This window comes from Caballeronia sp. LjRoot34 (genome assembly GCF_964253815.1).
GTDB lineage: Bacteria > Pseudomonadota > Gammaproteobacteria > Burkholderiales > Burkholderiaceae > Caballeronia.
This window is the reverse complement of sequence record NZ_CAXUSB020000001.1, coordinates 3,593,851-3,617,947: the sequence shown is the minus strand read 5'-3', so window position 1 is coordinate 3,617,947 and position 24,097 is coordinate 3,593,851. Positions and strand designations below refer to the sequence as shown.

30 protein-coding genes and 1 riboswitch are annotated in these 24,097 nt (G+C 60.2%); of the genes, 15 read left to right on the top strand and 15 right to left on the bottom strand.

Features of this window, described 5'->3' with window-relative positions:
* Positions 1–91: 91 nt before the first annotated feature.
* The 5 genes from tolA to ydfG all read right to left on the bottom strand — a co-directional run bounded on the left by tolA (position 92) and on the right by ydfG (position 3,885).
* A complete protein-coding gene (tolA, locus tag ACSQ36_RS16190; RefSeq protein WP_436183202.1) occupies positions 92–1,186 on the bottom strand; it encodes a cell envelope integrity protein TolA in 1,095 nt (364 codons plus the stop codon).
* Entirely contained in the window at positions 1,186–1,632 is a 447-nt protein-coding gene (gene tolR, locus ACSQ36_RS16185; protein ID WP_213767216.1) for a protein TolR, read from the bottom strand. Before tolR ends, tolA begins: the two co-directional genes overlap by 1 nt.
* 10 nt (positions 1,633–1,642) lie before the next feature.
* Positions 1,643–2,320 carry a protein TolQ gene (gene tolQ, locus ACSQ36_RS16180; RefSeq protein ID WP_213767217.1) on the bottom strand — a complete coding sequence of 226 codons (678 nt, stop codon included), beginning with the start codon at positions 2,318–2,320 and terminating at the stop codon, positions 1,643–1,645.
* A 192-nt stretch (positions 2,321–2,512) separates the two neighbouring features.
* The gene (gene ybgC / locus ACSQ36_RS16175; protein WP_436182664.1) at positions 2,513–3,028 is read right to left on the bottom strand and encodes a tol-pal system-associated acyl-CoA thioesterase; all 516 of its coding nucleotides are present in this window, start codon (positions 3,026–3,028) and stop codon (positions 2,513–2,515) included.
* A gap of 110 nt (positions 3,029–3,138) precedes the next feature.
* Positions 3,139–3,885, bottom strand: a complete 747-nt coding sequence (gene ydfG / locus ACSQ36_RS16170; RefSeq protein WP_213767219.1) for a bifunctional NADP-dependent 3-hydroxy acid dehydrogenase/3-hydroxypropionate dehydrogenase YdfG — start codon at positions 3,883–3,885, stop codon at positions 3,139–3,141.
* Positions 3,886–4,206: 321 nt separating this feature from the next.
* A riboswitch (ZMP/ZTP riboswitch) is annotated at positions 4,207–4,306 on the top strand.
* A 161-nt stretch (positions 4,307–4,467) separates the two neighbouring features.
* Here ydfG and glyA point away from each other — a divergent pair.
* From glyA to ACSQ36_RS16130, 8 genes are all read left to right on the top strand, one after another.
* Positions 4,468–5,715, top strand: a complete 1,248-nt coding sequence (gene glyA, locus ACSQ36_RS16165) for a serine hydroxymethyltransferase (protein ID WP_436182663.1) — start codon at positions 4,468–4,470, stop codon at positions 5,713–5,715.
* Positions 5,716–5,718: 3 nt separating this feature from the next.
* A complete protein-coding gene (gene nrdR, locus ACSQ36_RS16160) occupies positions 5,719–6,201 on the top strand; it encodes a transcriptional regulator NrdR (protein WP_047845188.1) in 483 nt (160 codons plus the stop codon).
* A gap of 162 nt (positions 6,202–6,363) precedes the next feature.
* Positions 6,364–6,687, top strand: a complete 324-nt coding sequence (locus ACSQ36_RS16155) for a pilus assembly FimT family protein (RefSeq protein WP_436182662.1) — start codon at positions 6,364–6,366, stop codon at positions 6,685–6,687.
* Positions 6,678–6,908 carry a hypothetical protein gene (locus ACSQ36_RS16150; protein WP_436182661.1) on the top strand — a complete coding sequence of 77 codons (231 nt, stop codon included), beginning with the start codon at positions 6,678–6,680 and terminating at the stop codon, positions 6,906–6,908. Before ACSQ36_RS16155 ends, ACSQ36_RS16150 begins: the two co-directional genes overlap by 10 nt.
* Positions 6,905–7,309, top strand: coding sequence for a type IV pilus modification PilV family protein (locus tag ACSQ36_RS16145; protein WP_436182660.1), 405 nt, complete (start codon positions 6,905–6,907; stop codon positions 7,307–7,309). The genes ACSQ36_RS16150 and ACSQ36_RS16145 overlap by 4 nt, the downstream gene beginning before the upstream one ends.
* The gene (locus tag ACSQ36_RS16140; protein WP_436182659.1) at positions 7,306–8,115 is read left to right on the top strand and encodes a PilW family protein; all 810 of its coding nucleotides are present in this window, start codon (positions 7,306–7,308) and stop codon (positions 8,113–8,115) included. Before ACSQ36_RS16145 ends, ACSQ36_RS16140 begins: the two co-directional genes overlap by 4 nt.
* The gene (locus ACSQ36_RS16135; RefSeq protein ID WP_436182658.1) at positions 8,112–8,651 is read left to right on the top strand and encodes a pilus assembly PilX family protein; all 540 of its coding nucleotides are present in this window, start codon (positions 8,112–8,114) and stop codon (positions 8,649–8,651) included. Before ACSQ36_RS16140 ends, ACSQ36_RS16135 begins: the two co-directional genes overlap by 4 nt.
* A complete protein-coding gene (locus ACSQ36_RS16130) occupies positions 8,648–9,076 on the top strand; it encodes a type IV pilin protein (protein WP_436182657.1) in 429 nt (142 codons plus the stop codon). The genes ACSQ36_RS16135 and ACSQ36_RS16130 overlap by 4 nt, the downstream gene beginning before the upstream one ends.
* A 40-nt stretch (positions 9,077–9,116) precedes the next feature.
* On the opposite strand, the gene ACSQ36_RS16125 is transcribed toward ACSQ36_RS16130, so the two are convergent.
* The 3 genes from ACSQ36_RS16125 to ACSQ36_RS16115 all read right to left on the bottom strand — a co-directional run bounded on the left by ACSQ36_RS16125 (position 9,117) and on the right by ACSQ36_RS16115 (position 10,622).
* On the bottom strand, positions 9,117–9,620 hold the full coding sequence (locus ACSQ36_RS16125; protein WP_436183201.1) for a DUF3318 domain-containing protein: 504 nt from the start codon (positions 9,618–9,620) through the stop codon (positions 9,117–9,119).
* 87 nt (positions 9,621–9,707) lie between these two features.
* Entirely contained in the window at positions 9,708–10,088 is a 381-nt protein-coding gene (locus tag ACSQ36_RS16120; protein ID WP_436182656.1) for a phage holin family protein, read from the bottom strand.
* 231 nt (positions 10,089–10,319) lie between these two features.
* Positions 10,320–10,622: a DUF883 family protein gene (locus ACSQ36_RS16115; RefSeq protein WP_047845181.1), complete on the bottom strand. Its 303-nt coding sequence runs from the start codon at positions 10,620–10,622 to the stop codon at positions 10,320–10,322.
* A gap of 457 nt (positions 10,623–11,079) precedes the next feature.
* Between ACSQ36_RS16115 and ACSQ36_RS16110 the strand changes: the two genes are divergently transcribed.
* On the top strand, positions 11,080–11,718 hold the full coding sequence (locus ACSQ36_RS16110) for a peroxiredoxin (protein ID WP_213767227.1): 639 nt from the start codon (positions 11,080–11,082) through the stop codon (positions 11,716–11,718).
* Between the two features lie 95 nt (positions 11,719–11,813).
* Here ACSQ36_RS16110 and ACSQ36_RS16105 read toward each other — a convergent pair whose 3' ends face one another.
* On the bottom strand, positions 11,814–13,004 hold the full coding sequence (locus tag ACSQ36_RS16105; protein ID WP_213767228.1) for an acyl-CoA dehydrogenase: 1,191 nt from the start codon (positions 13,002–13,004) through the stop codon (positions 11,814–11,816).
* 99 nt (positions 13,005–13,103) lie between these two features.
* Here ACSQ36_RS16105 and ACSQ36_RS16100 point away from each other — a divergent pair, with 99 nt between their 5' ends.
* Both ACSQ36_RS16100 and ACSQ36_RS16095 read left to right on the top strand, forming a co-directional pair.
* Positions 13,104–13,919 (top strand): IclR family transcriptional regulator, encoded by an 816-nt coding sequence (locus ACSQ36_RS16100; protein WP_436182655.1) that lies wholly within the window; start codon positions 13,104–13,106, stop codon positions 13,917–13,919.
* 141 nt (positions 13,920–14,060) lie between these two features.
* On the top strand, positions 14,061–14,558 hold the full coding sequence (locus ACSQ36_RS16095; protein WP_213767230.1) for an Lrp/AsnC family transcriptional regulator: 498 nt from the start codon (positions 14,061–14,063) through the stop codon (positions 14,556–14,558).
* A 31-nt stretch (positions 14,559–14,589) separates the two neighbouring features.
* Here ACSQ36_RS16095 and ACSQ36_RS16090 read toward each other — a convergent pair whose 3' ends face one another.
* Entirely contained in the window at positions 14,590–15,099 is a 510-nt protein-coding gene (locus tag ACSQ36_RS16090) for a flavin reductase family protein (protein WP_436182654.1), read from the bottom strand.
* A gap of 255 nt (positions 15,100–15,354) precedes the next feature.
* Between ACSQ36_RS16090 and msrA the strand changes: the two genes are divergently transcribed.
* Entirely contained in the window at positions 15,355–15,915 is a 561-nt protein-coding gene (msrA, locus tag ACSQ36_RS16085) for a peptide-methionine (S)-S-oxide reductase MsrA (protein WP_436182653.1), read from the top strand.
* Between the two features lie 53 nt (positions 15,916–15,968).
* On the opposite strand, the gene ACSQ36_RS16080 is transcribed toward msrA, so the two are convergent.
* The 3 genes from ACSQ36_RS16080 to pdxH form a co-directional block, all read right to left on the bottom strand.
* Positions 15,969–17,186 (bottom strand): DUF72 domain-containing protein, encoded by a 1,218-nt coding sequence (locus tag ACSQ36_RS16080; protein ID WP_436182652.1) that lies wholly within the window; start codon positions 17,184–17,186, stop codon positions 15,969–15,971.
* Positions 17,114–18,328 (bottom strand): class I SAM-dependent methyltransferase, encoded by a 1,215-nt coding sequence (locus tag ACSQ36_RS16075; RefSeq protein WP_436182651.1) that lies wholly within the window; start codon positions 18,326–18,328, stop codon positions 17,114–17,116. Before ACSQ36_RS16075 ends, ACSQ36_RS16080 begins: the two co-directional genes overlap by 73 nt.
* A 205-nt stretch (positions 18,329–18,533) precedes the next feature.
* Positions 18,534–19,190, bottom strand: a complete 657-nt coding sequence (gene pdxH / locus ACSQ36_RS16070; RefSeq protein ID WP_213767234.1) for a pyridoxamine 5'-phosphate oxidase — start codon at positions 19,188–19,190, stop codon at positions 18,534–18,536.
* A 341-nt stretch (positions 19,191–19,531) separates the two neighbouring features.
* Here pdxH and ACSQ36_RS16065 point away from each other — a divergent pair, with 341 nt between their 5' ends.
* Positions 19,532–20,392, top strand: a complete 861-nt coding sequence (locus ACSQ36_RS16065) for a tRNA threonylcarbamoyladenosine dehydratase (protein ID WP_436182650.1) — start codon at positions 19,532–19,534, stop codon at positions 20,390–20,392.
* A gap of 123 nt (positions 20,393–20,515) precedes the next feature.
* Here ACSQ36_RS16065 and trxA read toward each other — a convergent pair whose 3' ends face one another.
* Both trxA and ACSQ36_RS16055 read right to left on the bottom strand, forming a co-directional pair.
* Positions 20,516–21,364, bottom strand: coding sequence for a thioredoxin (gene trxA, locus ACSQ36_RS16060; protein WP_436182649.1), 849 nt, complete (start codon positions 21,362–21,364; stop codon positions 20,516–20,518).
* Between the two features lie 113 nt (positions 21,365–21,477).
* A complete protein-coding gene (locus ACSQ36_RS16055) occupies positions 21,478–22,377 on the bottom strand; it encodes a pirin family protein (protein ID WP_436182648.1) in 900 nt (299 codons plus the stop codon).
* A 241-nt stretch (positions 22,378–22,618) separates the two neighbouring features.
* On the opposite strand from ACSQ36_RS16055, the gene ACSQ36_RS16050 reads away from it, so the two are divergent.
* Positions 22,619–22,909 carry a hypothetical protein gene (locus ACSQ36_RS16050; protein WP_436182647.1) on the top strand — a complete coding sequence of 97 codons (291 nt, stop codon included), beginning with the start codon at positions 22,619–22,621 and terminating at the stop codon, positions 22,907–22,909.
* Between the two features lie 254 nt (positions 22,910–23,163).
* Entirely contained in the window at positions 23,164–24,048 is an 885-nt protein-coding gene (locus tag ACSQ36_RS16045) for an EamA family transporter (RefSeq protein WP_436182646.1), read from the top strand.
* Positions 24,049–24,097: the final 49 nt, after the last annotated feature.

Sequence of the window (24,097 nt, the reverse complement as noted above, 5' to 3'; positions counted from 1 at the left end):
TTTAAACTACCGGCGGCTGCACAACAGACCACCGAATGCACAATTCGTTCCCATCAGGGCTTATTGTGCACCGTCGTTTTACCATGTCCGTTCAACCGCCCGCCGGACGCAATGTGATCGTAAACGTGCTGGGCGCCTGGCCGTTCGTGTCCAAAGGCATCGGATCCGAGCGCTGAACAGCACGGAGCGCAGCCTGATCCCACTGTTCGTTGCCGCTCGAACGTTGGATCGACGACGACAACAGCGTGCCCGTCGCCGGCGAAACGCGTACCGAGACCACGGTCTCAAGTCCCGCCGTTTCCCCCGCCCACACAATGTTCGGACGCACGCGCCGTTGGACCTTCTCCGCGTATCCCGACGAAGTCGCCGTTCCACCCGCGCCGCTGCCGGTGCCGCTCTTGGCCAGTCCTTCGCCGCTGGAGCTCGTGCCGCCACCAGCCTGACCCTGCAAAGCTGCGAGCCGGGCGCTACGTTCCTTATCAAGCTTGGCCTTCGCCTGTGCGTCGGCCTGGGCCTTGGCTTTCGCCTTGGCATCCGCCTGAGCCTTGGCCTTGGCGTCTGCCTGTTCCTGCGCCTTCGTTTCGGCTTCCTTCTGCTGTTCCGCGGCTTTCGCTGCGTCAGCTTCCTTCTCTTTAGCCTGCTGCATTTTCTGCTGCTCGAGCTTTTGCTGAGCGAGCTGCTTTTGCTTATCGGCCTGTTTCTGCTTGTCCTGAGCCGCTTTTTGCGCCGCTAAAGCAGCTTGTTGCGCGGCTTGTTGTGCCGCGAGCTGCTGCTGGCGCTTGGCCTCGGCCTCCTGATCGGCCAGTTGTTGCGCACGCTGCTGTTCAGCGAGTTGCGCGGCGCGCGCCACCGCTTCCTGTTGCTTACGTTTCTTTTCCTGCAATGCGATGTCCGCTTCCTCATCCTTGGCCGGCGGCGGCGCGGGCTGCACCTTGATTGGCGGCGCGGGCGGCGGAACAGCGCGGGGCGTGGGCGCCGACAGATCCGGGATATCGGTCCACAACTCCGCCTCGGCGCCCGCCGGGGTGTTGTTCTGCCAGTTGACGCCGTGATACAGGAGGATGCCAAGCAACACATGCATCAGCGCGGCCAGCGCGAACGCCTTCCATGTCCCGCGTTCACGCGGCGGACGGATGGGGCGCGCGCTGGTCCGCGCGCCAGGGTGCCCGCTGGGCTGCTGATTCATCATTGCGATTTGACTAACAATCCTACTCGTTTGACGCCCCGCGCCTTCATATCGGACATCACGTTCATGACGACTTCATATTTCACGGTCTTGTCGGCGGCAATCACGACGGGCTGGTCGGGATGCGATTCCTGCCGATTCAGCACGAAGGTCTTGAGGTCACTCTCCGTCATGCTCTGCTGTTGCGAGGCGCCGCCGTCGTCCTTGTAGCGCACAGTCATGCTGCCGTCGGCCTTGATATTGACCACGACCGGGGGCGTTTGCTCCTGCGGCGCCGCATTGCCGACCGTTGGCAGGTTGATGATGGAAGGCGAGACGAGCGGGGCAGTCACCATGAAAATGACGAGCAGCACGAGCATCACGTCGATGTACGGCACGACGTTGATGTCGGACATGGCGCGCCGTGAACTGCCGCGCATGCTGGAACGCATTGGACCTCCGGCCATTCTGAACTCCTTAGTGAGCCTGACGCTGCAAGATGTTCGAGAACTCTTCGATAAACGTTTCGAAGCGGATGGCGAGGCGGTCGATATCGTGTGCGTAGCGGTTGTACGCCACCACTGCCGGAATCGCCGCGAACAGGCCGATTGCCGTCGCCACAAGCGCCTCGGCAATACCCGGCGCCACGTTCGCAAGTGTTGCCTGCTGTACGTTAGCCAAGCCGCGGAACGAATTCATGATCCCCCAGACCGTGCCGAACAAACCAATATACGGACTGACCGAACCCACCGACGCGAGAAACGCGAGGTTCACTTCGAGCACATCCATTTCACGCTGGAACGCGGCGCGCATCGCGCGGCGGGAGCCGTCGAGAGTGGCCGCCGGATCGTTCATGCGGCGTTCCTTACCCTTCAGGAACTCACGCATGCCCGATTCGAAGATCCGTTCCAGCGCACCGATGGTATGGCGGTTGTTGGCCGCGCTTTGATAAAGCGCCTGCAGGTCGCCGCCCGACCAGAAATCGCGTTCGAAGCGTTCGGTCTGAATCCGTGCGCGCCGAATGGCAAACCACTTGCGAATGATGTAAGTCCACGACAACAACGACAGTATCAGCAACAGCGCCATGACGGCCTGCGCCAACAGGCTGGCATGGATGACGAGAGAAATGATCGACAGGTCTTGTGTAGTGTTCATAAAAGTCCGCTGTTACGTCCCAAAGGGGCGTCCGAAGTGCACTAACCGGGAATTGTCAGGCTTTCGACAAGCAACTGAAAGCGTGGAAAGGCCCTGCCAGCACATGCTCGGTACTTCTGTGCCTGCATGCCCGATGGCACGCCGGCTCGATTCAGTTCGGTTCAGATCCTGATGGAGTCAAAGGATCTTTGTCTACATGGGTTTTTCTGAACAAGATGATTTAAACGGTGCTGGCATCACCATGGTTGACGCGTTGCTTGACACAGTTTTTTGCGGTCCGCGGCGTAATCCGTTGAGAACCGCTGCGGGGATCCCGACCGGACGGATGGCGCCGAGACTGACCGACGCTACCTTGATGTCGCCGGAAGCCAGCAAGACGCCGTCCCGCCACGCTTCCTGGTGGAAATCCACCGACGCCCGGCCAATACGCTCGATCCGGCTCACTACATGAATGAGGTCATCAAGCCGCGCGGGCGCCGAGTATTCCAGCGCCGTGCGCTTGACGACGAACAATACGCCGTCCGACTCGGCCAGTACACGCTGGTCGATGCCGCACGCGCGCAGCCATTCAGTGCGCGCCCGCTCGAAAAACTTCAGGTAGTTCGCGTAGAAGACGATGCCGCCAGCGTCGGTGTCTTCGTAATAGACCCGGAGCGGCCAATCGAAGGTCAAGAGGCCGTTCGCCTGCTGAGGCTCGCTGGTAGACATGTTCATCCGCGCATTTTACCGGAAGCCGCAAACCGTCCGTCGAATCGTGCTGCCGGCCGCTGCTTTCCGGCAACTATCGGCGGGACGCCTGGCGTAATCACTGGCCTGGATCAGCCGCGATACACGGTCAACGGCGAGAACGACTGCGCGACCGGCATCAACTCGATGGTGTTGATATTCACGTGCGCCGGACGCGTGGCGATCCAGTAGATGGAGTCGGCAATGTCCTCGGGGGTCAGCGGCTGCATGTCCTTATAAACATTCGAGGCCTTCGAGTCGTCACCTTTGAAGCGAACGTTCGAGAATTCAGTACCGCCGCACAGGCCCGGTTCTATGTCGGTTACGCGCAACGCCGTGCCGATCAGATCCGCGCGCAGGTTCAGGCTGAACTGGCGTACGAACGCCTTGGTCGCGCCATAAACGTTGCCGCCCGCGTAGGGATACGTGGCTGCGACCGAACTCAGATTGAATACGTGCCCGCGATTGCGTTCGACCATGCCAGGCAATAACGCGTGCGTGACGGTGACGAGACCCTTGCAGTTGGTATCGATCATGTTGTTCCAGTCGTCGAGACTCGCACGCTGTGCCGGTTCCAGGCCGAGCGCCAGGCCGGCATTGTTGACGAGCACGTCGATCTGCGAAAAAGCGTCCGGGAGCGCCGCGATAGCCGCTTTGATCGCTGATTCGTCGCGAACGTCGAGTTCGACGGGCAGCAGCGCGTCGCCGAGTTCTTGCGACAGCGCCAGCAGGCGGTCTTTACGGCGTGCGGTTGCAATCACGCGATGGCCGCCTTTTACAAACGTGCGGGCAATGGCTGCGCCGAAGCCGGCGGAAGCGCCAGTGACAAATACGATCATGTGCGGGTTCCGGTTGTAATGTTGCTTGTCAGGTTGCAGAAAGGGGTTTCGCGGGGCGGCGCCCGGGCGCTTGCGGCAAAGCCGGACAGCGTACTTCCATTGCTGCGACGCGGCAAGTTGTCAGTTTTATGTCAGTGAATAATTCAATTCGACCAGACAAGATCTGCCAAGTAGCGCAAATTCTGCTCCCGCCCGGCAATTTTAGCTCCCGGTCGATGCTTGCACGCACAGGCCGGCGGTACTTTATGGCCTTGAAAGCACCTGTTTAAGCCGTTTTCCGGCAGTTGCCTATTCTCAGGCGGCCCATTAAACTAGGGCGCTCCAGCCCTGCGTAACTGGCGACAAGGATCTTCGGATCCAAGGTGGATTAACCCACCGGGAAGCGCAGGGTGTCGTTTTGCCGTTCGCCTGGGCAGCTGAGATCCGCACGCGCTCGTTGCGTTGCCGGTGGCTGTCCGTCTCGCGTAAACGGAGCTTCTCTCTTCCGCCTCGCTTGGGACCTATCGTGCTTCGCGCTCTTGTGGCGCAGTGCACATGTGCACGCGCGATCCGGTCAACTGGCACCCATTCAACGGAAAACGTATGTTTGATAAAGCCCAAAGTACCATCGCCCAAGTCGATCCGGAATTGTTTGCGGCGATCGAGCAGGAAAACTGCCGGCAGGAAGATCACATCGAGCTGATCGCGTCGGAAAACTACACGAGCCCGGCTGTCATGGCCGCTCAAGGCTCGCAACTCACGAATAAATACGCGGAAGGCTACCCGGGCAAGCGCTATTACGGCGGCTGCGAGTACGTCGATATTGTCGAGCAACTGGCGATCGACCGCGTGAAGCAGCTGTTTGGCGCTGAAGCCGCCAACGTGCAGCCGAATTCCGGCTCGCAAGCCAATCAGGGCGTGTTCTTCGCCATGCTTAAACCCGGCGACACCATCATGGGCATGAGCCTGGCCGAAGGCGGCCACCTCACGCACGGCTCGCCGGTGAACATGTCGGGCAAGTGGTTCAACGTGGTCAGCTACGGCCTGAACGAAGCCGAAGATATTGACTACGACAAGACCGAAGAGCTTGCTAAAGCGCACAAGCCGAAGCTGATCGTGGCGGGTGCGTCGGCGTTCGCACTGAAGATCGATTTCGAGCGGTTGTCGAAGATCGCCAAGAGCGTCGGCGCGTATTTCATGGTCGACATGGCGCATTACGCCGGCCTGATCGCGGCCGGTGTTTATCCGAACCCGGTGCCGTTCGCGGACTTCGTCACGACCACGACCCACAAGAGCCTGCGCGGCCCGCGCGGCGGCGTGATCCTGATGAAAGCCGAGTTCGAAAAGCAAATCAACTCGGCCATTTTCCCGGGCATTCAAGGTGGTCCGCTCATGCACGTGATCGCCGGTAAGGCTGTTGCGTTCAAGGAAGCGTTGTCGCCGGAATTCAAGGTTTATCAGCAACAGGTCGCGGACAACGCACGCGTGCTGGCTGAAACGCTGGTAAAGCGCGGCTTGCGGATTGTCTCGGGCCGTACTGAGAGCCACGTGATGCTGGTTGACCTGCGCGCCAAGCACATCACCGGCAAGGCAGCGGAAGCCGCACTCGGCAAGGCTCATATCACGGTGAACAAGAACGCGATTCCGAACGATCCGGAAAAGCCGTTCGTCACCAGCGGCGTGCGTCTCGGCTCGCCGGCCATGACCACGCGCGGTTTCGGCGTGGCTGAAGCCGAGCAGGTGGGCAACCTGATTGCCGACGTGCTGGATGCGCCGGAAGACGAAGCCAACCTCGAGCGCGTGCGCGCGAAGGTCGCCGTGTTGACCAAGCAATTCCCGGTCTACGGCTAAGCCATGCGCTGCCCCTTCTGCCGGCACGAGGACACGCAAGTGGCGGATTCGCGCGTGTCGGAAGATGGGGCGGCGATTCGCCGGCGGCGGCGTTGCCCCGCCTGCGACAAGCGTTTCACCACCTATGAGCGCGTGGAACTCGCGTTGCCATCTGTCGTCAAGAAGGATGGCAGCCGCACCGAGTTTGATCGCGCGAAGATTGTGGCGAGCATGCAACTGGCGCTGCGCAAGCGTCCGGTTGCGGCAGACGCCATTGACGCCGCCGTTGCACGGATCGAATACCAGTTGCTTGGCAGCGGCGAACGCGAAGTTCGCAGCGACCGTCTCGGCGAACTCGTGATGAACGAGCTGCGCCAGTTGGACACCATTGCCTACGTGCGTTTTGCATCGGTCTACAAACGCTTTGAGGACGTGTCCGAATTCGAAGACGTGCTCGAGGAATTCCGGCGCGCCGCGCCGCGCAAATCCAGTCCCCGCAAACGCTGAGCGTTTCTGCATTTCCTTCCCCTTCTCGCTTGAACCCGGTGATCGTTTCGATAGTATGTCGAAGCTTTCGCACGTCCGATACTCGACCGATCGGCTAATGGCGGACATCGAAAATTCTCTTTAGATTGAGCGTTGGCCCAGCTCAACCGATAAGGGATGCAGATGAATTTCCGATGTTTGTCAGGCTTCACGCTGGTCGAGCTCGCGGTCGTGCTTGCAGTGATCGCTGTCGTTGCCACGTTCGCTACGCCGTCCGTTGTCGTTTGGCATAAGCGCGATCAGATCGATGCACGGGCGCGCATGATGATGTTCACCCTCACGCTGGCGCGCTCGGAAGCAATCCGGCGCGGCGCGCGCGTGACCTTGTGCCGGATCGATGCCGCACATGCGTGTCTTGCGGCGAGCAAGGCCTGCGACGGCGGCTTGACGGACTGGTCATCGGATGGGCGCTCTTCGCCGATCGAGGCGGCGTGCGCATGCTGTTGAGAATGCAGCCGGCGGCGAGCGGCATTGCTATTGGCGGCACGGGGAGCGAGTTGTCGTTCACGCCGCCCTCGGGTCAGGTGATCGGCGGCTTTCGCAGCTTCGACTTCAGTGCGCGCGACAACGCGTTGGCTTCACTTGGAGCGCGCGGTCGCCGCTGTATCCGGCTCGCGGCCGGCGGCTGGCCCCGGTTGACGCAAGGCGCGTGCGGAGCGGCGACGTGAAACGCTCATTGCATAGGCTTGGCCGGGGCGATTCACTGATCGAAGTCCTGATCGCGATGTCACTGACGGCTATTACGGCGCTCGGGATTATCGGCGCGCAAATGTGGCTGGCTCGCAACGAACGTTCGTTGACGGCGCGCGAGCTGGCCACATCGATTGCGGATTCCGTCGCAGAGGGAATCCGCGGCGACTCCGATCGCGATCCGGTCGTGACGCAATGGCGCACGCGAGCTGCGGCGCTTTTGCCCGATGGTGATGTCGACGTGCTGGACCGTGGCGACGGCTTGCACATCGCGGTCGTGAAATGGCGAGCGCAGGCATTGAGTGGCGGCGAAGCGATGTGTGCGGAGCCGGGCGTGGGCGCAACACTCGCCTGCGTGACCGTGGCGTTCGCACGATGAGCGCTTCCAGACATACGCAGTACGGCCATACGCTGCTCGAACTATCAATCTCGGTGGCGCTCGGCTTGCTGATCGTTCTCGCGACTATTTCGCTGTATCGGGGGCAACGGTTTGCCTACAACCATGCAACGGAAACAACGCGCCTGCGCGACGCAGCAAGCACCGCCCTCGACCTGATTGGCCAGCAAGTGCAGATGGCGGGTTTCGTCCCGGCTGGCGCCGGCGAGGCAGATAAGAGCCCGCCGCTGTTCGGATGCTCTCCAGGCCGCCCGACCGGTAGCGACGCTGCGCCCGTATGCGAGACACTCGCGAGCCGTTCCGACGGCATAGTTGTCCGCTACGCCGCCGATACCATCTCGACGTGGCCGTCGTCGTCCGGCTTGCCGACAGACTGTCTCGGGCAGATATCGGCGGGTGAATGGATCGTCAATCGTTATTACGCGAAGGCGAGTTCGTCCACGGTCGAGCCCGAGCTGTATTGCGAAGGAAGCGGCAAGCCCGGTACCGGGCAGCCGCTGGTCGAGGGGATCGAACGGATCAAGTTCGGCTATTGGCTGAAAGATACATGGTTCGCCGTTGACGCCGCGGCGATCTCGCGGGACCGCTGGCCGCTGGTCGTCGCCGTGGACGTGCGTGTGCTCGTGCGAGGAGACACTCCGAGCGCGACGGCTCGCCCGCGTTACATCGATTGCGACGGTGCCTCTGTCGTGTCCGCGGACGGTCGCATCCGACAAGTTTTCCGGCGCCGCATCGCGCTGCGCAATGTAACAAACACATCGGACAATCCAGGAGCGGCATCGTCATGAAAAAACGTATCCGCTTAGGTAGACGCTCACGGGGTATTGCGTTGCCGGTCGTCCTGCTGATGTCGTCAATGCTACTGGTCACCGCCGCCGCATGGCTTGAGGCTGCGCTCGTCAGCGCGCGAACAACAACCAATCTGGGTGAACGCGTGCAGGCGTTTCACAGTGCCGACAGCGCGTTGATCCGCTGCACCCGCATCGCGCTTGACGCTCTGCCCGAGCTGAAAAGCCTTACCGGTCCGCTTGCCGCTGAACCGAATAAATGGCGGCTGAAGGCTTCGTTCGAAGGTGCATCGGCGAGTGCTGTGATGCCGTTTGCTTCGTGGCCATACACGATACGACCGCCCCAATGCCTGATCGAAGCATGGCCGGCGCGGGCTAACGATCAAGCCGGCGCTGTTTTGATCACCGCACGCGGTTTCGGCCGGATGGCGGATAACGAGTCGTGGTTACAGCAGGAGATCGAGGTGGGTGAAAGCGGCGTCGTACGGCACTGGCGACGCATTGTCGCAAAGCCGTTTCAACAGGGGTCGCCATGACCACGATAGACAAGGGCTTCACGCTGCTCGAACTGATGATCACGCTCGGCGTAGCGGCGATCATCGCGACATTCGCCATGCCGGTTTATCGGGAACAGGTGGCAAGAGGGCATCGGCTGGACGCGGTGACGGCGCTTTATCGCGCGGCTCAATACGTGGAGAGCGCACGAACGGTTTCGAGCAATGACGCGGCTGCCAAGCTGCCGCCTGGCTTCGATCAAGCGCACGCGTTGGGCACGGCGGTGTACGTATTGCGTATGCTCGGCGAGTCGGAGCAGAACGGCGGGTATTCGATTGAAGCGCAGCCAGTCGACGCCAACGACGCGTGCGGCATCTATTCGCTGGACGCGACGGGCGTCAGGTCAAATCGGTCGGCGGAAAAACTCACGCCGCCCAAAGTGGCGGCGTGCTGGAGCGGAAAATGAGCGAATTGAAGGAACGAAACAAACGCCAGGAGCTATCCGCTCACGCGTCCGGATCGACGGCAACGTCGGGCGTCAACGGTTCATCCGGACTCGACTTGATCTGTTGCCACACCCTATACGCCTCCCAACCCAGCAAGCCCAGACCGCCCCACTTGAGTATCGGTTTCGCGCTCGCGATCAGGCGGGAGCGTACGGGTTTCGTGAGCACCAGCGAAGCAAGAGAACTCACAACGGGATATTGCTTGAGCAGCAGGCCCAGGCCACCGCCGCCACCGAACAGGCCGCTCAGCCCGCCAAGCCGGCTCATGAACCCGCTGCCACCCGACGCCCGGCCGCGCTTGCGGCGCCCCGGCATCAGCAAACTAAGGACGCTGAAATGCGAGACCTTGTAACGCAGATCGGCGCTGGCCTGTGCGAGTTCCATGCGCTCGACGTCCGCCCGCGCGATCAGCAATTCCTTGCGCAACGCGCGCATGTGGGGCGTGCTCAGCTTGTGCGCGGTTGCTCGCTTCTGAGCTTTGAAGGTGTCGTCGAAGTGACTCATGGCGTGGCGGGCTCTTGGAAAGTCGTCGATGAATACTGTTTTGTCGTACTGCCCGGGCGTCGCCATGAGGTGAGCCCTTGGCGAACATCAGTTGAACGTGTCGCGGTCCTTCTTGAACTCGGCGAGCGTGCTGTCGAAGACGTTAGGGGCATTGATCAGCTCGGCGCGCGCGCGAACCGCGCAAAATACCGCAAACAGCGCATACGCAACCGTGATAGCCGCGAGCGATTGCCACCGGTAAGTATCCCAGAACGCGATCGCGATCAGCACCGTGAGCGTAATGAGCGCCATCATGGTGAGCATCATGGCGGCAAGACCGAGGAAGAGTACGCCGATCAGCCGCTCCTTTTCCTCAGCGAACTCGATGCCAATCAGTTCCAGGCGCGTTTCGAAAATGGCGAACACGGAACTGACAATACGGCGCAACGGCCCTTGCGTATCGTGCTGAGATTGCCTTTCTGTCGTCATGGCTTGAGCGCGAGGAGCGCGTTATTTTTGGCGCGAAGGGTGTCCGGCCGGGTCGCGGAGCCGCGCCGGCCGGTCTATTAATCAGAACGACGCCGGTCAGAAAAACTCCGGCGGTCCCGGCGGTCGCGGTTTTCACCGGCCAGGTTAGCTCGGGATACGTAGCAAATGGCACGCCGCATAACAAACTACGGCAAGACCACGGTCTAACCCGGCCCCCGGGATGGGTGAGGATTAGCGACGATTGATCAACAAACCGACGACGACGCCTAAACCCGCAGCAATCCCGATTGATGCCCACGGGCGTTCGTGAACGAAGTCGTCGGTTGCACGAGCGGCTTTTTTGCCTTTTTCGATCACCACGACTTGTGCGTCGGCAGCCTTCTCCTTCGCTTGCTTCAAGCGGGTCAGAGCGGTCTCGCGCAACTCGGATGCACGCTCGCCCGTGGCGCTTGCGGCCTGTTTCAACAGGTCTTCGGCGTCTGCGAGAACGGTTTTGATATCCGACATGAATCGCTCCTTATTGATTTCTGACATTGATGGCTCCACACAGATGAGGCTACCGCCAATCGTACCAAAGAAGCGGTCGCTAATTGGCGTCCATCCGGCCCCCAGATCAACGCTTGCAGTTTTTGTTCCTGCTGTCACAACGCTCGTCACGGGGGGCCCTCAGAAAAGGGTATCGCGCTGGTGCATAGAGGCCGACCATGCGATGCGCAGGGTGCACAATCGCAATCGTGCATCGACCGGATGGCGCTTCAGCCTGCGAAACTTCCAGCCAAGGCCGAAAAATTACAAAAATGCATGACGATGTGACGGAATGTTCGTTCGTTGTGCAGGCCGAGTCCCTTATGCTTTAATTTTTATTGGGCCGGACGAAGTTGAGCCGGAGCCCGGGCTGAAACCGGGACAAGACCCAGTACCTGCTACCAACCCGCACCAGACCTGCACTGTGTGACGAATCACGCGGTGCATCACTTCGAGGAGACACATCATGAGCTTGCGTCTAGGCGACACGGCACCCGATTTCGAACAGGATTCCAGCGTTGGCCGTATCAAGTTTCACGAATGGCTAGGCGACAGCTGGGGCGTGCTGTTTTCACATCCGGCGGATTTCACGCCGGTCTGCACGACTGAACTCGGCCTGACCGCGAAGCTGGCGGGCGAGTTCGAGAAACGCAATGTGAAGGCCATTGCGTTGTCGGTCGATACCGTGGAGTCGCATAAGGAGTGGATCAAGGACATCAACGAGACGCAGGCGGCGAATGTCGGTTTTCCGATCCTGGCCGATGGCGACCGGAAGGTGTCCGAGTTGTACGACATGATTCATCCGAACGCGAATGCCACGTTGACGGTGCGCTCGCTTTTTGTCATCGATCCGAAAAAGAAGGTTCGCCTGACCATCACGTACCCGGCGAGCACGGGCCGAAACTTCGATGAAGTCCTGCGCGTGATCGATTCCCTGCAACTGACCGATAGCCATTCGGTCGCAACGCCAGGTAACTGGAAGCAGGGCGACGACGTGATCATCGTTCCGTCGCTGCAAGACCCGGAGGAGATCAAGCGCAAGTTCCCGAAGGGCTATAAGGCTGTGCGCCCGTATCTGCGCCTGACGCCGCAGCCGGACAAATAAGCGCTTGCCGGAATGACCGGTGAAGTAAAAAACAAAAAGCCAACGCATCAACACGTTGGCTTTTTGTTTTCCGGACAACCCGGCAAGAACCTGACTCAGAAAAACGCCTGAATCCCCGTCTGAGCGCGCCCGAGGATCAGCGCGTGGATGTCGTGCGTGCCTTCGTACGTGTTCACCACTTCCAGATTCACCAAATGACGCGCCACGCCGAATTCGTCTGAAATACCGTTGCCGCCGAGCATGTCACGCGCCAGTCGCGCGATATCCAGCGCCTTGCCGCACGAATTGCGTTTCATGATCGACGTGATTTCCACGGCCGCCGTGCCTTCGTCCTTCATGCGGCCCAGCCGCAGGACACCTTGCAGCCCGAGGGTGATTTCCGTCTGCATATCGGCGAGTTTCTTTTGAATCAACTGGTTAGCGGCAAGCGGACGGCCGAATTGCTTGCGATCCAGCGTGTATTGCCGTGCCATGTGCCAGCACGCTTCGGCCGCGCCGAGCGCACCCCACGCGATCCCGTAGCGCGCCGAATTCAAGCAGGTGAACGGGCCTTTGAGCCCGCTCACGTTCGGCATCAGGTTTTCTTCCGGCACGAAGACTTCGTCCATCACGATCTCGCCGGTAATCGATGCCCGCAAACCGACCTTGCCGTGAATCGCGGGTGCAGTCAGCCCTTTCCAGCCCTTTTCCAGGATGAAACCGCGAATCAGATCGCGGCCATCTTCTTCCAGCTTCGCCCAAACAACGAATACGTCGGCGATAGGCGAATTCGAAATCCACATCTTCTGGCCGGAGATCGAAAAGCCGCCGTCCACCTTTTTGGCGCGCGTCGTCATGCTGGCGGGATCGGAGCCGGCGTTTGGCTCGGTGAGCCCGAAACAGCCAATCCACTCGCCAGTCGCCAGCTTCGGCAGATACTTTTGCTTCTGCGCTTCGGTGCCGAATGCGTTGATCGGTACCATGACGAGCGACGATTGCACCGACATCATCGACCGATAGCCCGAATCCACGCGTTCCACTTCGCGAGCGATCAGGCCGTAGCTGACATAGTTGAGACCGGGACCGCCGTACTGCTCCGGAATGGTCGGCCCGAGCAGGCCGAGTTCGCCCATCTCACGGAAGATCGCCACGTCCGTGTGTTCGTTACGGAACGCGTCGAGCACGCGCGGCTGCAGCTTGTCCTGCGCGTAAGCGTACGCAGCGTCGCGGATCATGCGCTCTTCGTCGCTGAGTTGCTGATCGAGCAGCAACGGATCTTCCCAACTAAAACGGGCGTCATCGGCCATGTCGTTTCTCCTGTTTCCTCTATTCCTGATTTTCGGACTTGACTGATGTTCCGCTAAGCGGAACAATGTTTTGCAAATTAGAATCGAGTCTAGCATCCGATGCCAATAACTTCCATCCGGAATTCCGAGTCGTCGAAGCCGTCTGATTCGTCAGAAGGAATCGATGAACGCAAGTTTGTCGTCGCGCTCGCCCGCGGCCTGGACATGCTGCGGGCGTTTCGTCCGGGCGAGACCTTGCTGGGCAATCGTGATTTCGTCGATAGAACCGGCCTGCCCAAAGCCACCGTCAATCGGCTCGCGTACACGTTGACCACGCTTGGGTATCTGCGTTTCGACGAACCTGCCGGCAAATACGCGCTCGACACGGGCGTGCTGTCGCTGGGATTTGCGTTGCTGGCAGGGGCCGACGCGCTCGAACTCGCGCGCCCGCACATGCGGGTGCTCGCGCGGGAAATTGGCGCGGCGGTGTCGTTGGGATGCCGTGACGGGCTCGACATGATCTATCTGGAAACCATTCGCAGCGAGACCGCGCTGACGCTTGGCCTGGCTCCCGGCTCACGGCTGTCCATGCTGACCAGTTCGATGGGTCGTGCCTATCTGGCGGTGCAGGAGTCGGATCAGCGGGAGACTTTGCTCGAAGAACTCGGCGCGGCGGCGGTGAACAACGGCGAAGACGGCGAGCGGCTGGTGAAGGCGGCGCGGGAGGCTATCGACGATTACGCGCGCGATGGCTGTTGTTATTCGTTTCGTGACTGGCACGCCGACGTCAACGCGATTGCTGCACCTTTACGCGATATCCGCAACGGGCGATGGCTGGTGCTGAGCAGCAGCGGGCCGGCATCGTCGATGGACGAGGCGTATTTCCGCACTATTGTTGCGCCCAAGCTACGGACGCTGGCCGCGCGACTGGCGTGAAGTCATGCTGATCAAGCCCGAATAGCGCCCGTCGATAGCCAAATAAGGTCGAAATAGGTCAAAACGTGATTTAGAAATAACATCCCAAAAATACGGCTCTTAGAACATAATTCGATGAAACAGCCGCAGGGAGACTAAAAAATGACCGGGTTCTCACTGGACGCAACGGATTGCCGTATTTTGTCGGTGCTGCAAGAAGATGGTCGCATCAGCAACCTTGATCTGGCTGAGCGGATTTCGCTTTCGCCGTCAGCGTGTCTGCGCCGCATGCGGCTGCTTGAGGAAGAAGGGGTAATAGCGAGCTATCGCGCGTGTCTGGACCGGGAACGGCTCGGCGTGGAGTTGGAGGCGTTCGTCCATGTTTCCATGCGCAACGACCAGGAAAACTGGCACGAGAAATTCGCGGCTGCCGTGCGGGAATGGCCGGAAGTGGTGGGCGCGTTTGTCGTGACCGGCGACACCCATTATGTGCTGCGCGTGCTTGCACACAATCTCAAGCACTACTCGGACTTCATCCTGAGCAAGCTTTACAAGGCACCGGGTGTGATCGATATCCGCTCGAACATCGTGCTTCAGACCATGAAGGACGAAGCGGGCGTGCCGGTCGCCTTGATCGATAGAACCGGCACCGTGACGTAACCCAGGCTCGTGACAAGGTGGACAAGCCCGGTCACAGCCCTCCAAGCGTATGAAACTGCCCCGCCTGAAATACCAGTGGGGCTATCTCCGCTGCATTCTCGTGTACGCCGCATCGCTCCACCTGACCCACGAAGATCACGTGATCGCCTTCCTGATAACGGCTGCGGTTGTGGCATTCGAACCACGCAAGCGCACCGTCGAGGACCGGCATTCCGGTGTCGCCGGCGGCGTGTGACACGCCGGCAAAACGGTCGCCCTTGACCGTCGCAAAGCGTTTGCAAAGATCGACTTGCGTCGCGGCGAGCACATTGACTACGTAGTGACTATTGGCCTGGAACACCGGCATCGATGCGGATTTGGTCGCGAGGCTCCACAACACAAGCGGCGGATCGAGCGAAACAGAGTTGAACGAACTGGCCGTAATGCCGATCAACTGGCCGGACTCGGCGCGCGTGGTGATGACGGTGACGCCAGTGGCAAACTGGCTGAGCGCATCGCGGAAAGCGGTAGCGTCGAAATTCGGTGGATTGGCGCGTTTCATCGGGATGGGTTCAGGTTCGACGGTATCGGCGAAATCCAGGCGGCGAACAATACCTAAACAATAAGCCGGATGAAGTTTTCGAAGTCATCGGAGGATTGGCGATTGTTACGATTCTATCGGAATCAGCCTGTTCGCCACGATGCTAAAGGCCGTACAGGCAACGCGGACACCCGAAAACCAGTAAGCTGGCAGGGTTGATTCACAAGCTTCCGCACGCATTGGGTAGCGCTCGCGGAACACGAACCAGGAGCCAGCATGACGCAACATGACGAGCAGGCAAAGTGCGAAACCGCCACCATTGGCGGCGGGTGCTTTTGGTGTACCGAAGCAGTTTTTCTAGGCGTTGAAGGCGTGCTGTCGGTGGAATCGGGTTATGCCGGCGGCAAGGTGAAGGACCCAACGTACGAGCAGGTCTGCGACGGCACGACCGGTCACGCCGAAGTCATCAAGGTGGAATTCGATCCGGCGGTGATCGGGTATCGCAACGTGCTGGAGATTTTCTTTGCGACTCACGATCCGACGCAGCTTAACCGGCAAGGCAATGACGTTGGGACGCAGTATCGGTCGTCGATCTTCACGCACTCCGACGAACAGCGGAAGATCGCCCTGGAAGTGATCGACGAATTGCAGAAAGAAGGAATCTTCGACGGCAAGATCGTCACTGAAGTCACGCCGCTGAACGGCAATTATTTTCCGGCCGAAGACTATCACCAGAACTACTTCGAGCAGCATCCGAATCAAGGATATTGCGCGTTCGTGGTCGCGCCGAAGGTGGCGAAGTTCAGGCAGAAGTTCGCGCATCGGCTGAAACGCTGAGTGTTTGAAGGGTAATTGATCGGGACGGGCTTCGCGAGATCGAAGCCCGTTTTTTATTCCGGCGGCAACGCTGCCGCCATGTTCAGCGCGATCTTGAAACACGTCAGCGGCGCCGAACCCTCCGCCTTGTTGTTCACCGCGATCACCACCGGCTGCCCTGCGAGCGCGTAGCGCAGCGCGAGTTCGGCGAGCGCTTCGTGCGTGTCCGGATCTTCATCGATGAGTTTATCGAACGGTTCGTACTTCGCTTTCGCCTGCTCGTACTTAAAGCCGCCGTGCAGACTCCAGCGCACGATCAACGGCCCAAGTCCGCCTTCGTCCAATAGCGCGAGCGCCTTCGCCTGGCGCCGGGGATCGGGCATGCGTGCATGAATGCCGACGCAATAACGCACCTTCGCGTCACGCAGCACGCGGATAAACCGCGGCGTCAGCATGATGGCGTCACGCAATTCCACCGCGTAGCAACTTTCGCCGGGCAATGGCGGCAACGCGTTGAGAAACGCCGACAAGCGCTCAAGGAACGCGGTTGGATCGACGATCAGCGCGTCCGGCAACGGCGGAATCTGGAACACGAGCGCGCCGGCTTTTTCACCCAGGCCGGCGATGCACGGTTGCACGAATTCATCGATGGCGATGCGCGCGTTCAGGAAGGCGGGGTTATCGCCGGCGGGTGCGCCTTTGTCGCCGCGGACGGTGGCATCGGTGACGGAAGCCGGCGCTTTCACAATGAAGCGAAAATGGGCCGGCACCTGGTTCGCGTAGCGCGCGTAGTCCGCCACCGATAACGGCCCGTAGAACGAACGGTCTATCGATACGCAGCGCAGCAACGGATGCGCGCCGAGCGCGTTGAGGCCATCGCGGGAAAGCTTCGCGGACGAATATTCGTCGCCATAGACGATGTCACGCCAGCCGGGAAACGACCACGTCGAGGTGCCGATATGAACGGTGCCGGGAAGGCGTTGAGCGAGCGCGTGATGCTCGGGCGCGGCGAGCACGGGCAAGACGCCGCCGCGTGATTTTGTTTTTGTTTTTGTGTCCGACGGAGTTGCCGGAGCAGGTTTGCCATCCGCTAATTGCGGTTCTTCCAGCGCCCCGAACAGATCGACTTGGGGCGCGGATTTCGCGTGCGGCTCCCCGCCCGCATCCGGTTCATCACCGGGCGCGGGTTCGTGGGAAGCGGCAGGATCAGGCGTTGAACTCAGAGCGGTTTGTCGTAGATATACCGGCGCGACCACGGCAGCGTTTTCGCGCTGCGCCCGGCCTTGCGGCACACGATCTGATAAATCGACACATCGTCGTTTTCGAATGCGTACGCACAACCCGCAAGATACACGCGCCAGATGCGGAATTTTTCATCGTCGACAAGCGTCTTTGCCTTCTCCGCGTTCGCCTCGAAATTTTCCGCCCAGATGTCGAGCGTGCGCGCGTAGTGACGGCGCAGGCTTTCCACGTCGACCGCTTCCAGGCCGCCTTCCTGCAGCGCTTCGAGTGCAAAGCCGATGTGCGGCAACTCGCCGTCCGGGAACACATACCGGTCGATGAACTCGCCGCCGCCAAGCGCCGTCTCGCCGCTGTCGAAGTCGGTCGACGTAATGCCGTGGTTCATGGCAATGCCGTCGTCGACCAACAGTTCGCGCACCTTGGCGAAGTAAGCGGGCAGGTTCTTGCGGCCGACGTGCTCGAACATGCCGACGCTCGTGATCCGGTCGAACTGGCCTTGCACGTCGCGATAATCCTGCAGGCGGATTTCGATCTGGCCTTCCAGCCCGGCGTCTTTCACGCGCTTCGTGGCGAGATCGAACTGGTTCTGCGAGAGCGTGACGCCCACGCATTTCGCCCCGAATTTCTGGGCGGCGCGCAAGACGAGCGCACCCCAGCCGCAGCCGATGTCGAGCAGACGCTGGCCCGGTTGCAACTGGATCTTCGTGAGAATGTGGTCGATCTTCTTGATCTGCGCGGCCGCGAGGTCTTCATCGCCGTTCTCGAAATACGCGCACGAGTAGACCATGTTCTTGTCGAGCCACAGTGCGTAGAACTCGTTCGACACATCGTAGTGGTACTGAATGGCTTTCTTGTCCGACGCCTTCGTATGATTGAAGTAGCGCCGCACGCGTGCCAGCTTGCTCGCGCTCGTGACCGTGTTCTTGGCCAGCCCGTAGCCAATATTGATGATGTCCGACAGCTTGCCTTCGATGTCGATCTTGCCCTTCACATACGCTTCGCCGAGGTTGTCCAGACTCGGTTCGAGCAGATACGGAAGGGCGGTCGCGCTCTTCACATGCAACGTGACTTGCGGCGCCGCGAAACTTCCGAAGTCATGTTGCTGTCCATCCCACAGTACCAGCCGGGCGGGCAGGTTCGCCCGGTCCCGAATGTCCTGCACCCACTGCGTCAGCTTTTTCTCCCAAAACATGCTCGTTCTCCGCGCTCAGATGAAAATGAAGCCAAACCGGGTCGATTGCACTGCACGTTTTCCACATTGTTCGCGATGCCTTATCGCTTGCTTTTCTCCCTTGCCCTTCACCGCCCGGACACGCCGCAACGAGACGCGTTTTTAACGTGGGTCCAGTCAATGCGGGTCCACGAGGAACCCGGCGAAGTTCGAAGTCTTGCTAAGGCTAAGGCGACAGGCGGACGATTTGCCATTGCTGGCCGTTACCACCAGGCGTGTGTGCAGCACGTTTATAGACGACACGGTCATGCAACCGTGACGGACGGCCCTGCCAGAATTCGATGGTGTCGGGCACGAGCCGGTAGCCGCCCCAATGTGGCGGCCGCGGCGGGTTGTCACCGTATTTCGCAATCAATTCGCGCTCGCGGGCCTCAAGCACCGCGCGGCTTTCGATCACTTCACTCTGCTCCGACGCCCACGCGCCTATTCGCGATCCAAGCGGGCGCGATGCGAAATACGCATCGCTATCTTCCGGACTTGTCTTGACGACGGAGCCCTCGATACGCACCTGGCGCTCGAGTTCGATCCAGTAAAACAGCAGGCTCGCGGCGGGGTTACTCGCGAGTTCATGACCCTTGCGGCTGAGGTAGTTCGTGAAGAACACGAAGCCACGGTCATCGACGCCCTTGATCAGCACGATGCGTGCCGAAGGGCGGCCGCGCTCGTCGACAGTCGCGAGCGTCATGGTATTGGGTTCGGGTAATTGTGCGTCGAGCGCCTGCGCAAACCACGTTTCGAATTGTCGAATCGGGTTGGGATCCACGTCGGATGTTTCCAGCGATCCGATGGAATAATTCTTTCTAAGATCAGCGAGGGTCGTCATTTTTTATGCAAACGCTTCAATCGCATTAGTATAGCCAAGGTATTCAAATTCTGCGCTTTACTGCCAATGTCCCTTTGATCTTCTGTGATTTAGATCATGATCCCGGGCGACAAAATTTGACTCAATTCGGCAATTATTTTCATTTTGCTTTCAAAAACTGGCCGATGATTTCTTACGGCCAATCTTCGATAAGGCAGAATACGCAATTCAGCGAATTCTTGCTGATCTCTGGTTCTATCGTTGCGATAGCGCGTCACCGCGAACCGGTGCTGCCAGGCGCTGTCTTGATGCCTCCTTGCCTTGTTTTTGCTTGTTCTGCATAACCTGCCGCCGACCTCACCATGACCGCTTTTGCTGCCTCTGCCGATGCTTTAAATTTTACCTCCGCCGCGCCGGAGTTTGAAGCGGCGGACCGCGCCCGGCGCTTCGGCGGCGTGGCGCGTTTGTACGGTCCGGCTGGGCTCGCGGCATTCGAACGCGCGCATGTGGCGGTGATCGGGATTGGCGGCGTGGGCTCGTGGACGGTCGAAGCGCTGGCGCGCAATGCGATCGGGCGCCTGACGCTGATCGATCTCGACAACGTGGCCGAAAGCAATACGAACCGCCAGGTGCACGCGCTGGATGGCAACTACGGCAAGGCCAAGGTCAGCGCGATGGCCGAGCGCATTCACCTGATCGATCCGTCGTGCCGCGTGGAGCAGGTCGAAGATTTCATCGAGCCTGCCAACTTCGATTCGGTGCTGGGCGGCGGTTTCGATTTCGTGGTCGATGCCATTGACAGCGTGCGTACGAAAACGGCGCTAATTGCGTGGTGCGTCGAGCATGGACAGCCGTTGATCACCGTCGGCGGGGCGGGTGGTCAGCTCGATCCGACGCGGATTCGTATCGACGATCTGGCGCTCACGATCCAGGACCCGCTGCTCTCGAAAGTGCGCGGGCAACTGCGCAAATTGCACGGCTTTCCGCGTGGACCAAAAGCGAAGTTCAAGGTGAGCGCAGTCTATTCCGACGAGCCGCTGATCTATCCCGAAGCACCTGCTCGCGACGCCAGCAACGCGGCCGAATCAGAAGAAACGGCAGCCGCTGCGGCGGGACCCGTCGGACTGAATTGCGCGGGGTTTGGATCGAGTGTCTGCGTGACAGCCAGTTTCGGATTCGCCGCCGCCGCCTATGTCTTGCGGGACATCGCGAAGCGCGCTTAAACGCCGCGTGAGCCAGAAAATGGCCGCCTTCAGGCGGCCATTTTTCAAAATGCCCTTCTCGCAAATATCGATTTAAACTGTTTGAAAGGTTTTGCCTCCGGGCATTTAATGCGTCAGTTTGCGTCAGTTAATTGCCGCGCTCAATTTGCGGCGCCATTGCGAAACCACCTCCGGCTGATGTGCGGCCAGGCCGAACACCGACAGCATGGTTTTGCGGCCCACGTCGTCCATGAACTTGCGGTCGCGCGTCACGATCGCGAACAAATGTTCGAGCGCACCGTTGTAGTCGCGGCCTGCAATCAGCCGGTTGGCCAATGCGAAACGGGCTTCCAGATCGTCTGGATTGGCGTTCACGGCGTCGATCAGGGCGTCGGCGGGCGGAAGGCTCTCGGCGGCATCGGCGGCGTCCAGTTCGGTCTTTAGCGCGTTGTAGCGGGCGTCGATTCCCTGCGTCGTTTTCGGCGACAACAGCTTCTCTTCATCGCGTGCTTCGTCGGTGCGGCCGGCGCCTAGCAGCCACTCGATCAGGTCCAGCCGCGCGTCGTCGTAACCGGGATCGAGTGCCAGTGTCGCCTTGATATGGTCAATGGCGAGGTCGGTGTCACCGGCTTCGTAGGCCGCATGCGCGGCACGCCGCTCGGCTTCAGCACCGTCCGGAACCAGTTTGTCGATGAATTCGCGCAACTGGCCTTCCGGCAACACGCCGATGAACTGGTCGACGGCATGGCCGTCCGCGAACGCGACCACGTGCGGAATGCTGCGCACCTGGAAATGCTGCGCCAGCTCCGGATTTTCATCGACGTTCACCTTTACCAGCTTCCACTTGCCCGCGCCTTCCGCTTCCAGCCGCTCAAGCATCGGGCCGAGCGTCTTGCATGGACCGCACCACGGCGCCCAGAAATCGACGAGCACCGGCGCAAGCGTGGACGCGGCGATTACGTCCTGTTCGAACGTGGCGAGTGTTGTATCCATTGTGTTCCTCCAGAAACGCTTAAACGCGTTGAACAATTCGATGAACAATTATCTTGGGGCAAGCCGGCCGAGTTCAACCGGGTGCATGCCTGATTCAGCGGCGGCCCTGGACCTCAAGCCTCGGGCGGATTGGCGCGCTGGCGCGGTGGCGGCAACGGGATAAACTCCGTTTCGCCGGGGACCTGCCCCATCCGCTGTTCGCTCCACGCGAGTTTTGCGGCCTCGATTTTTTCCCTCGAACTCGAGACGAAATTCCATTCGATGAAGCGCGGGCCGTCCAGCGGCGCGCCGCCGAGCAGCATGGCGATTGCGCCGTTCGTGCTGCGCAGATCGGCAGAATACCCCGTCTTCAGAACCGCCATCTGGCCAGCGGGCAGCACGTCTCCATCAATGGAAAGATCGCCTTCCACCAGATAGACACCGCGTTCGTCATGTTCAGTATCGAGCGTGACGGCGCTGTTCGCCGAAAATTGCGCCGCGACATACAGGGTGGGTGAGAACGTCGTGGTCGGCGCTGTTTCACCAAAGGCGCTGCCTGCAATCACCCGCAACTTCACGCCGTTGCGTTCGACTTGTGGCAGCGTCGCGGCCGGATGATGCTCGAACGACGGCGCGCACTCCTCGTCCGCCACGGGCAGCGCGACCCATGTCTGGATGCCGTGCATGTCCTGACCGGCGACGCGTTCCTCGTCCGGCGTGCGTTCCGAATGCACGATGCCGCCGCCGGCCGTCATCCAGTTCACGTCGCCGGGCGAGATCTTCTGGACTGAGCCGACGCTGTCGCGATGCATGATCGCTCCCTCGAAGAGATACGTGACCGTCGCGAGACCTATGTGCGGATGGGGGCGCACGTCCAGCCCTACCCCAGGCACGAGCGTTGCAGGACCGATATGGTCGAAGAAAATGAACGGCCCGATGGTGCGGGCAGCCAGTGCAGGTAGTACCCGACGCACCATGAGACCACCGACGTCGTGCTGATGCGGCTTGAGAAACGCTTGGATTGTGGAAGACATAAGGACGTCCGGATTGCGTACTCGGAAATGCAATTCTACTGGGCGTCGTGTGGGAGCACGCAAGCGGTATCCGGGCGATAAGCCATTCGGCCGATCGTTCAAACCGGAGCACGGGGTCGCTGACGAACTTGGCGACCGCGTGAACCGGCGAACTGTGCAACTTTCGATGGACCGGTTTGATAGCCCTTTTGATAGCCCGTTTCGATGGACCTTTCCGCCTGGCCTAGACAGGAGTTTAACAATGACCAAGAACACGCTTTTGATCACCGTTGCTGCCGGACTGTTCGCCACTGCAGGCGCCTATGCCCAGACGTCGAACGGCAATTCGTCGAACGCGGCGTCCATGCCCACCGCATCGCCGATGCAAGGCGCCGACACATCCGACGGTGCATCGGCGCCGATGAAAAAGCATCACAAGATGCGCAAGCCCGCGAACAAGCAGTCGTCGACCGGCCAGTCGGCTAACCCGAGCAGGACGCCTGCCGTAGAGACGGGCGCCAGTGCCGCGACGGAGAATGGTCAAGGCAAGTAGGTTGGGGCGCTGCAGGCGTTTCAGGAGGTAACGTTTCAAGGAAAAAGCGCTTGCGTCCTAACCGGCGCAAGCGCTTTTTCTTTGGGATGTGTGATGCGAGATTGCCTTGTCCGAATGGGTTATGGCGTGAGTTTGTACAACGTATTTGCAAAATCGTCCGCTACAGTGTCGAATTGCATTCGATCTGAATTCGGGGCTTCTGGGCTCCGGTCTGATCCTGAGAGCAGCTTCGAATAAAACTCACGGAGACGGCGATGTCGCCCAAGGATTTGTTGTCCGCGCTGGTTGTCATTCTCGCCTGGGGCGTGAACTTCGTCGTGATCAAGGTGGGCTTGCACGGTGTTCCGCCGATGCTGCTTGGCGCGTTGCGCTTCACGCTGGTTGCGTTCCCGGCCGTGTTTTTCGTCAAGCGCCCGGCCATTCCGTTTCGCTGGTTGTTCGCTTATGGCGCGACCATCTCGTTTGGGCAATTCGTACTGCTTTTCTACGCAATGTCCGTTGGCATGCCCGCCGGCCTTGCGTCGCTGGTGCTGCAGGCGCAGGCGTTTTTCACGCTGATCTTCGCGGCCATGATTCTGGGTGAAGGCTTTCGTGGGCCGAACGTCGCGGGTTTGCTGATCGCGGCATGCGGGCTGGCTGTGATCGGCGTTCAGGCCGGGCATGCCATGACCGTTGCCGGTTTCATGCTCACGCTCGCAGCAGCGTCCATGTGGGGCATGGGCAATGTCATCACGAAGCGCATGGGCAAGGTCGACCTGTTGTCGCTCGTGGTGTGGGCGAGCCTTGTGCCTCCGCTGCCGTTTCTCGCGCTCTCGCTGATGGTGGAGGGGCCGGCGCGCATCTCGGCCAGTCTGTCGGGCATATCCCTCACGTCGGTCCTGGCGATCGTTTATCTCGCGTTTATTGCGACGATGCTGAGTTATACGTTGTGGGGAAAGCTGCTGGCGCGTTATCCGGCGAGTCAGGTCGCGCCGTTTTCGTTGCTCGTGCCCATTGTCGGGCTGGCTTCGGCGGCATTGCTGCTGGATGAAGGGCTAAGCCCGATGCAATTCGCGGGAGCCGTGCTGGTGATGGCCGGATTGATGGTGAACGTGTTCGGCGGATGGTTGAGAGAGCGGTTTTTATCGGCGGCGCGTTAGAAGGCCGGCGCGGTTCGCTCGCGCCGGGCTTGATCCGCCTGTGGCCCAG